The sequence below is a fragment of the Micromonospora sp. NPDC003944 genome (genome assembly GCF_053605225.1).
Genome location: NZ_JBSGIV010000126.1, coordinates 1 through 7,440, shown reverse-complemented (window position 1 = coordinate 7,440; position 7,440 = coordinate 1). Strand labels below are relative to the sequence as shown.

At 68.2% G+C, this 7,440-nt stretch carries 7 protein-coding genes and 2 tRNA genes; 2 read left to right on the top strand and 7 right to left on the bottom strand.

Annotation, left to right across the window (positions count from 1 at the left end; all coding sequences use genetic code 11):
- Positions 1-609 precede the first annotated feature (609 nt).
- Positions 610-834: a hypothetical protein gene (locus ACWER9_RS31530; protein ID WP_130403780.1), complete on the top strand. Its 225-nt coding sequence runs from the start codon at positions 610-612 to the stop codon at positions 832-834.
- A 4-nt stretch (positions 835-838) separates the two neighbouring features.
- Here ACWER9_RS31530 and ACWER9_RS31525 read toward each other — a convergent pair whose 3' ends face one another.
- From ACWER9_RS31525 to ACWER9_RS31500, 6 genes are all read right to left on the bottom strand, one after another.
- Positions 839-1,636 (bottom strand): carbon-nitrogen hydrolase family protein, encoded by a 798-nt coding sequence (locus ACWER9_RS31525; RefSeq protein WP_452305277.1) that lies wholly within the window; start codon positions 1,634-1,636, stop codon positions 839-841.
- 136 nt (positions 1,637-1,772) lie between these two features.
- Entirely contained in the window at positions 1,773-3,068 is a 1,296-nt protein-coding gene (gene clpX / locus ACWER9_RS31520; protein ID WP_030333537.1) for an ATP-dependent Clp protease ATP-binding subunit ClpX, read from the bottom strand.
- A 210-nt stretch (positions 3,069-3,278) separates the two neighbouring features.
- Positions 3,279-3,941 carry an ATP-dependent Clp protease proteolytic subunit gene (locus ACWER9_RS31515; protein ID WP_030333536.1) on the bottom strand — a complete coding sequence of 221 codons (663 nt, stop codon included), beginning with the start codon at positions 3,939-3,941 and terminating at the stop codon, positions 3,279-3,281.
- Positions 3,942-3,951: 10 nt separating this feature from the next.
- Positions 3,952-4,593, bottom strand: a complete 642-nt coding sequence (locus tag ACWER9_RS31510; protein WP_203151866.1) for an ATP-dependent Clp protease proteolytic subunit — start codon at positions 4,591-4,593, stop codon at positions 3,952-3,954.
- 157 nt (positions 4,594-4,750) lie between these two features.
- A complete protein-coding gene (tig, locus tag ACWER9_RS31505; protein WP_452305276.1) occupies positions 4,751-6,097 on the bottom strand; it encodes a trigger factor in 1,347 nt (448 codons plus the stop codon).
- 137 nt (positions 6,098-6,234) lie between these two features.
- Positions 6,235-6,308 (bottom strand) — tRNA-Pro (locus ACWER9_RS31500).
- A gap of 301 nt (positions 6,309-6,609) precedes the next feature.
- Here ACWER9_RS31500 and ACWER9_RS31495 point away from each other — a divergent pair.
- Positions 6,610-6,683: transfer RNA gene (locus ACWER9_RS31495), tRNA-Gly, on the top strand.
- A gap of 105 nt (positions 6,684-6,788) precedes the next feature.
- Here the strand turns inward: ACWER9_RS31495 and ACWER9_RS31490 are convergent.
- Positions 6,789-7,440, bottom strand: a 652-nt coding sequence (locus ACWER9_RS31490; protein WP_452305275.1) for a hypothetical protein, incomplete at its 5' end; no start/stop codon positions are given.

Genomic DNA, 7,440 nt, shown 5'->3' with positions numbered 1-7,440 from the left:
TAAATCATCATTGGCACTGGCTTTACAAGCACCCTGTTGAGTTCTCAAAGAACAACCACACACCGATCAAAGCACCACACTCAGCGGCACCCATCACGGGGCTTTTCTGTACCATGTCCCAGCGCTTTCAGCGCCAGGCACTTTTACTACGTTACCCGCTCGTTTCCGCCGTGTCAAACCGATATTTAACGGTTCGTCGTGCTTCACCCGACATGCGGATATTGTGGTGCTGGTTCGAGTCCACGATGACGCACGTCGTTGCCGACGTTCGTTTCTGTCGTGGGAAACCGCAGACCGGCCGATCGCCGCTTCGCGGCCATCCGCCCGGCTCCTGCCGGCTTCAGAACTCTACCCGGTCGGCTTCGCGTTCGCAACCCCGTTTCCGGAGTGTTCCGCACCGCCCGATCCTCAGTCTCGCTCGGCGTTTCCGCCACGAGCCTGGCGCCCGTTCTCGGCCGGTTTGTCCGGCCTCCCCCGTGCAGAGAGAAAGTTACGCGGACGGCCCGGAGAAGGCAAATCAGGGTTCATCACTGGTTTGGACGAACCGCTCGCCACGGTCCTCGTCGCAGCCGAGGACGCGGGCGGCCTCGACGTGCCAGAGTGTCAGGCATGGATGAGTCCGGGCACGGCGCCAGGGTGTTCGCCGAGCAGGCGCTGCTCGGCCTCATCGGGCCGTTCTGGCAGGTGGTGATCGGCGCGGTCGTGCTGGTCGTCCTCGTGCTCTCGGTGGGACGACTGGCCCGACGGGGCAGATCGCGAATGACCACGGCACTGCTGGTCACCGCAGCGGCCATCGCGGGGTTCGCGGTGATCGGCGTCCTGCTCGAGGGGTGAGGCTTCAGAGCCGGCGGTTGGCCAGGCTGGGCAGCTCGGCGCGGATCGCGTCGAGTCGATCGAGGTCCAGGTCGACAACGGAGACTCCCGGACCATCCGGCACCTGACCGATGACCGTCCCCCACGGGTCGACCACCATGCTGCGGCCGAAGCAGGTGCGGCCCGGCTCGTGGTCGCCGGTCTGGCCGGCTGCCGCCACGAAGCACTGGTTCTCGATGGCCCTGGCCCGCAGCAGGACCTCCCAGTGGTCACGGCCGGTGTGCATCATGAATGCGGCCGGCACCACCAGCAGTTGCGCGCCACCATCGGACGCGAGCAGTCGGTACAGCTCGGGGAAGCGCAGGTCGTAACAGATCGACAGGCCCACCCGCAGCCCCTCGACGTCGACCACCACGGGTTGTGCGCCAGGCGCGACGCTCTCCGACTCCCGGTAGGAGACCCGACCCGGGATCTCCACGTCGTACAGGTGGATCTTGCGATAGCTCGCGGCCAGACTGCCGGAACGGTCGAAGACCAGCGACGTGTTCCAGGTGTGGTCCGGGTCCGGGCCGGCCTCGTGGAACGAGCCGGCCACCAGCCAGATCCCGAGACGGCGGGCGACCCCGGCGAAGAAGCTGCCCACCTCCCCGTCGACCGGCTCCGGTTCGGGCAGCCCAGCGGCAGGGCCGAGGTAGTCGACGTACTCCGGGAGGACGGCGAGATCCGCGCCGCCGGCGGCGGCGCGCTCCAGCAGGGCCTCCGCGGCGGCCAGATTGGCCTTACGGTCGTCCCGGGCGTTCATCTGGCAGACGGCGACGCGCATGAGCAAAGGGTACGGCTGGAAGGCCGCTCACGGACAGCGTCACGGTCTGGCCCGCGCCGGTGGACCGACAAGGGGGCACCGCACACGATCACGCCGGCCGCGGCAGGACTGGACGGCCGGCGTGATGCGGGAAGGATCAGGCGGACTTCTCTTCGCGGTCACGCCGGGCCCGACGCCCGGTGAACTCGCGCGGCACGATCGTCGGGTTGACGTTCTCCAGGACAACCTCGCGGGTGATCAGCACGCGGGCGGCGTCGGGGTTGCTCGGCACCTCGTACATCGCGGAGAGCAGAACCTCCTCGATGATGGCCCGGAGACCACGGGCGCCGGTGCCCCGCAGCATGGCCTGATCGGCGATGGCTTCAAGCGCCGGCTCGTCGAACTCGAGCTCGACACCGTCCAGCTCGAAGAGTCGCTGGTACTGCCGGACCAGGGCGTTGCGCGGCTCGGTAAGGATCCGAACGAGGGCGCTGCGGTCCAGGCTGCGCACGTTGGTGATCACCGGCAGCCGGCCGACGAACTCGGGGATCAGCCCGAACTTGAGCATGTCTTCCGGCATGACCTGGCTGAAGATGTCGTCGGTCGACCGCTCGGACACCGACCGGAGCCGGGCGCCGAAGCCGGTCCCACCCTGCCCGGTGCGGGACTCGATGATCTGGTCGAGGCCGGCGAACGCACCACCACAGATGAACAGCACGTTCGTGGTGTCGATCTGGATGAACTCCTGGTGTGGGTGCTTGCGGCCACCCTGCGGTGGCACGTTGGCCACCGTGCCCTCGAGCATCTTGAGCAGCGCCTGCTGCACGCCCTCGCCGGAGACGTCCCGGGTGATCGACGGATTTTCCGACTTGCGGGCGATCTTGTCGACCTCGTCGATGTAGATGATGCCGGTCTCGGCGCGTTTGATGTCGTAGTCAGCGGCCTGGATCAGCTTGAGGAGGATGTTCTCCACGTCCTCGCCCACGTAGCCCGCCTCGGTGAGCGCGGTGGCGTCGGCGATGGCGAACGGAACATTCAACATCCGGGCGAGGGTCTGCGCCAGGTGGGTCTTGCCGCACCCCGTCGGGCCGAGCAGCAGGATGTTGGACTTGGCCAGCTCGACGGCGTCACTGCCGGAGCCCGGCGCGCCAGCCGCCTCGGCCTGGATCCGCTTGTAGTGGTTGTAGACCGCGACGGCGAGCGCCTTCTTGGCCTGATCCTGACCCACCACGTAGGTGTCGAGGAACTGGCAGATCTCCATCGGCTTGGGAAGCTCTTCCCACTTCACCTCGCCGGACTCGGCCAGCTCCTCTTCGATGATCTCGTTGCAGAGATCGATGCACTCGTCGCAGATGTAGACCCCTGGGCCCGCGATGAGCTTCTTGACCTGCTTCTGCGACTTGCCGCAGAAGGAGCACTTCAGTAGGTCGCCGCCGTCACCGATCCGTGCCACCTACGTTCTCCCTGCACTCGTCGGCCGGAGTCCCGGCCCTGACCTGCGGACGCTGCGCGCCGCCCGGCGTGGTTCGCTGTGCCGGCCCGACCGGCGAAGCGGTACGGACCCGACGTTACCCGCTGGCGGGGCATTCTCCGACCCCCAAAACGGGTGTGTCAGAGGTCGGCCGGGAACGGACGCCCCGGCCAACCTCTGACCCGGTACTGCTCAGCGGGCGGCGTTGGCCGCCAGCAGACCCTTCTTGCGGCTGGTCAGGATCGTGTCGACCAGCCCGTACTCCTTGGACTCCTCGGCCGTCATGATCTTGTCACGGTCGATGTCCTTGCGAACCTGCTCGATCGGGCGGTTGCAGTGGCGGGACAACATGTCCTCCAACTGCGTCCGCATCCGTAGGATCTCCCGGGCCTGGATCTCGATGTCCGAGCCCTGCCCGTAGCCGCCCTCGGTGGCCGGCTGGTGGATGATGATCCGCGAGTTCGGCAGGGCCATCCGCTTACCCGGAGTGCCCGCCGACAGCAGCACCGCCGCCGCGCTCGCCGCCTGCCCGAGGCAGACCGTCGAGATGTCCGGACGGACGTACTGCATGGTGTCGTAGATCGCCGTCATGGCGGTGAACGACCCACCCGGCGAGTTGATGTACATGATGATGTCGCGGTCCGGGTCGGTGCCCTCGAGCGTCAGCAGCTGGGCCATCACGTCGTTCGCCGACGCGTCGTCCACCTGGACGCCGAGGAAGATGATCCGGTCCTCGAAGAGCTTGTTGTACGGGTTCGACTCCTTGACCCCGTACGACGTGCGCTCGACGAACGACGGCAGCACGTAGCGGTTGTGCACGGCCGCGAACTGGGGCGGCAGGCTCAGGTCGGTCATCGTCAGCTCCTCAGCTCAGGGTCCCGGCGCCATCCGGAACCTGTGCGGCCCCGATGATCACCTTGTCGATGAAGCCGTAGTCCATGGCCTCCTGGGCGGTGAACCAACGGTCCCGGTCCGAGTCGGCCTCGATCTGCGACTGGCTCTGGCCGGTGTGGTGCGCGACCCGCTCCTGGAACATCCGCTTCGTGTAGAGCATCTGCTCCGCCTGGATGGCGATGTCGGACGCCGTGCCGCCCAGACCACCGGACGGCTGGTGCATCATGATCCGTGCGTGCGGCAGGGCGTAACGCTTGCCCTGGGTGCCCGCGCAGAGCAGCAGCTGGCCCATCGAGGCAGCCATGCCCATCGCCACGGTCGACACGTCGTTGTCGATGAACTGCATGGTGTCGTAGATCGCCATGCCGGAGTAGACCGAGCCACCCGGCGAGTTGATCCACAGGTTGATGTCGCGGTCCGGGTCCTCCGCGGCGAGCAGCAGCAGCTGCGCGCAGATGCGGTTGGCGACCTGGTCGGTCACCTCACTGCCCAGGAAGATGATGCGTTCCTTGAGCAACCGGTTGTAGACCGAGTCGTCGAGGTTGCCAATGGAGTCGCCACCGCGCGCGTCAATCGCCCGGAGCGACTTCTTGGGGATGTGCATGTCGGTCATGGCAGCCCTTCGCTCTCCGTACCGTCTTTCCCGACACTAACCGCTGTGCGGGGCGGCAGAGTCCCGGTCGGGGCACTGTTCGCTCTCAGCGCAGCTGTGTCGGGCACACCCGCGGCGCGGGCTCCCGGCGTACCCGGGGAAACGGTGCGGCCGCCGATCAGTGCTGGTGGTTGTGCTCCGCCTCGTTGGCGGCGCGCAGCGCGTCGAGGGTGATCCCGTTGCCGGCCGCGTCCTTGATCGTGATCCGCTCCATGACGGCCGCGAGCGCCTTGCCCCGCCGCACGTCACCGAAGACCGCGGCGGCCGCGCCGGAGCGCACCAGCTGGTCGTAGTACTGCTGCGGGGCCATCCCGGCACGCTGCGCCCGGTGCACGATCTCGTGCCCGAACTCGTCGTCGGAGACCTGCACGTCCTCCGCGTCGGCAAGCGTGTCCAGCAGGAGCTGGACCTTGACGCCCTCGGTCGCCGCCTCGGTCAGCTCGGCGTCGATCTGCTCCTCGGTCTTGTCCTCGGCCGCGAGGTACTCCTCCATCGAGGCGCCGATCCGCTCCAGCTGGTCGACCATCGCCTGCTTGCGGCTCTCGACCTCCTCGCGGACGACGCCCTCCGGGGCCGGGATCTCGGCGGCCTCGACCAGCTGGGCCAGGGCCTTGTCCCGGGCGGCGTAGATCTGCTCGACCTGCTTGCCCTGGGTGACCCGCGCCCGCAGGTCGCCCCGCAGCTCCTCGATCGTGTCGAACTCGCTCGCCATCTGGGCGAACTCGTCGTTCAGCTCCGGCAGCTCCTTCTCCTTGACCGTGCGCACGGTCACCGCCACCTCGGCGTCCCGACCGGCGAAGTCGCCGCCGACAAGCTGGGTGGTGAAGGTGGTGTCGTCGCCGGCGGCGAGACCGACCACGGCCTCGTCCAGGCCCGGGAGGAGCTGCTTGCTGCCCACCTCGTGGGAGATGTTGCTCGCCTGGCCGCCCGGCACGTCCTCGCCGTCGACGGTGGCGTTCAGGTCGATCTGGACGTAGTCGCCCTCGGCGGCGGCCCGCTCGACGGTCTTGAGGGTGGCGAAACGCTCGCGCAGGTTCTTGACCTGCTCGTCGATCTCGCTCTCGTCGATCTGCAGCTCGTCGACGGTCACCTCGATGGTGCTCGCGTCCGGGATGGTGATCTCCGGACGGACGTCGACCTCGGCCGTGAAGTTCAGCGAGTCACCGTCGTTGAACTCGGTGATCTCGACCTCGGGGCGCCCCAGCGTCTTGAGGTCGTGCTCGCGCACCGCGGCGAGGATGTTCTCCGGGATGGCCTCCTGGACCGCCTCGTTGAGGACGGTCCCCCGGCCCACCCGCTGGTCGATTACCGCGGTCGGCACCTTGCCCCGGCGGAAGCCCGGAACCTGGACCTGCGAACCGATCTCCCGGTACGCCTTCTTGAGGCTCGGCTCGAGCTCGACGAACGGCACCTCGATGGCGAGCCGCACGCGCGTCGGGCTCAGAGTCTCGACGGTGCTCTTCACAGGCGTACTCCTTGACGGATCTCAGTTGAGTCTGGGCGTGATTCAGCCCATCGAGTGTAGGCGAGCCGGCCTGACGCTCCGGCATCGCCCGGGGCCGCACGTGGCGGCACCCGGGGCGGCCCGGCCGCGGACGACAGTCGGGGTGGCGGGATTTGAACCCACGGCCCCTCGCTCCCAAAGCGAGTGCGCTACCAAGCTGCGCCACACCCCGTGGCGACGTGCAGTCTATGCCGTCGCCACACCTCAGTAGGTGCCGGGGCATCAGCCACCCGGACATAGCTCCCGAAAGTCACATTAGCCCCCACTCCCCGTACCGCCAAGATCCGCACAACGTCACGGATGTGGTGGTCTCCGCGCGCGCCGAGGCCACTACATCCCGGATGTTGTGCGGATCTTGGGTCGCGGTGCCGCCGGGTCGCGGGCGACGCGACGCTGCGGGGCGGTTACCGGTTACGCGTCGGGCAGCAGCATTGGGTACGCTAGGGGCCGCGTTCCGTTTCGGCGGGATGCACGCGGGCGTAGCTCAATGGTAGAGCTTCAGTCTTCCAAACTGACTACGCGAGTTCGATTCTCGTCGCCCGCTCCAACGCCCTCCGGCCCAGGTCGGAGGGCTTTTTTTGTGCGCGGCGAGGCCCAGGTGGACCACGCGAGCGCAGCACCTGGGCCCACCCGGTGAGGCCGGGTCACCGTGTCACTTCAGGTGGAACCGTTCGTCGACCGCGAGCGCCGCCAACTGCGGCACGGAGAACGGCAGCTTCGTCAACGCCGGCCGGCTCTCGTCCAACCGCGCGCCCTGCGCCACGAACACCACCACGCCGTCCGGGTGCCGGTACGCCGACCACTGGTCGAGCCGGTCGTCGTCGCCCGGTCGGACCACCACGCCGACCCGCATCGCACCGACGGTCTCGACCTGGCACTCGCCCCGCATACCCCAGAAGGTCTGGGCCAGGTCGCACGGCTCGCTCGGCACGGATTTGCCGGCGTCGTGCACCTCGACGATCACGCGCCCGGTGCCGTCGTCCTGGGCCACGGCGACCGAGGACGAGTAGCTCCACACGTCGACACCGTTCACCTTGTCCTCGAACTGCGCCTCGTGGGTCCGCAGCGTCCGCTGCTCGGCGGGCTGGCCCGGCGGGTCCTCCGGCGCGCTGAAGCCGGCGGGTACGACCGCGACGGCCTCGGTGAGCAGACGGACCCCCTGGTCGTGCTTGGACCCGGCCCGCGCGGTCCGGTCCTCCTGCGGTTGACCGTCCGGCCCGGTCGGCCACGCCTCCTTGGTCTCCCCCGACGCCTCCGGAGCCAGCGGCCCCTGGCCCGCCGGTTGATAGACGGGGCCGTCCGGA